Origin of the sequence: Leucobacter sp. Ag1, assembly GCF_000980875.1 — a bacterium.
Lineage (GTDB): Bacteria > Actinomycetota > Actinomycetes > Actinomycetales > Microbacteriaceae > Leucobacter > Leucobacter iarius.
Genome location: NZ_LAYO01000018.1, coordinates 1 through 1,196, shown reverse-complemented (window position 1 = coordinate 1,196; position 1,196 = coordinate 1). Strand labels below are relative to the sequence as shown.

Annotated in this window: 3 protein-coding genes; all 3 read right to left on the bottom strand. The window is 55.9% G+C overall.

Features of this window, described 5'->3' with window-relative positions:
* On the bottom strand, positions 1–432 hold a 432-nt coding region (locus XM48_RS00050; protein ID WP_046453728.1), incomplete at its 3' end, for a baseplate J/gp47 family protein.
* Positions 423–770 (bottom strand): GPW/gp25 family protein, encoded by a 348-nt coding sequence (locus XM48_RS17295; protein WP_037404360.1) that lies wholly within the window; start codon positions 768–770, stop codon positions 423–425. The genes XM48_RS17295 and XM48_RS00050, both read right to left, overlap by 10 nt.
* Positions 771–830: 60 nt before the next feature.
* On the bottom strand, positions 831–1,196 hold a 366-nt coding region (locus XM48_RS18080), incomplete at its 5' end, for a baseplate protein (RefSeq protein ID WP_046453727.1).

Below are 1,196 nucleotides of genomic sequence, written 5' to 3'. Positions count from 1 at the left end.
GGTGCAGGTGGCGCTGGTTGATGCCAGGGTCTGGCCCGCCACCAGAACAACGTCATTGTCTGTGGCAAAAATCACGCTGTCGGTGGCGCTGACGCGCGTTCCTGCGGGGATCAACACAGAGGTTGGCAGGGCAGTATCGATGCTGAACTGCAGCACGGTGTGTGCTGGTTGCGCCGACAGACGATAAACCCCGACCAGTTCGCCCAGGTAATCAAGCATCGGCTCACGGGCAAAGGCCACCAGGTTCTGCTCGGCGGCTTCCTGAATGGCGACGCGTACCAGGTTTTCAAGGTAGGCGAACAGGTTGATCAACAACCGTTCGGCTTGTGCCGGATAGAGCGTTTTACCGCTGTCTGCCTCGTACTGCGCCACCATTTCAGCCGTGATTTTGTCTGCATCACGTTCGATAAAGTCAGGTTTACTCAACGCCATAACAACTCCGTGGATTGTGTTACGCCTTCTGCACTTTTCCACTGCACCCGTAGCGTGAGATGCTCGGCATCAATCACCGGCTTGATCGAGACCAACTGACAGCGAGGTTCCCATTGTTTTATGGCCTCGACAGATTCCCGCACCACATGGGGAATGGCCCGGTCAACGGGGTGATCGATATAAAGATGCAGGTTACTGCCAAATTCTGGCCGATGCGGATCGCTCCCCCTGGGCGTTCTCAGGATGATGAGAATGGCCTGGGCGATATCCTCCAGCCCCTGGACGGTTTCGCCAGGACGCTGAAGCGCAGGTTGCCAAAATACGGAGTTCGTTTTCATGGGGGCAGTATTGCCCCCGGAGGGAATGACCGATATTAACGCCGTTTAAAAAGATTTGATTCAGTGACTGTGGTGGTTGGAGTTTTCGCCGTCTGACAACATGCTGCCGCTGGCGTGGGCATCACCGAGAATGTTCAGGTTGCCGGTGATGGTCGCTGCTGCACCGTCGCCGCCAGAGCCTTCCATCCCCCCTTCATAGGTCAGTTTCTTTTTCACCGTCAGGTTGCCCTGAATTTCAGCGTCGCCCGTGACTATCGTCTGGAGAGCATCGATGGTGGCCTGCTGGGCGGTGATATGCACATTGGCTTTGACGACGATCACGATATGTTGAATGCCGCCGTTGATGGTGAGGGTATGTGTCGCCCGGTCATAATAGAAGGCCGCTTCATCAGCATGGGTGGTGCCCCTGGTGTCTTTGTTATTGAC

What these genes read in the sequence shown, in the direction of transcription:
- XM48_RS17295 (WP_037404360.1), bottom strand. Translation starts at nt 770, where the DNA reads ATGAAAACGAACTCCGTATTTTGGCAACCTGCGCTTCAGCGTCCTGGC.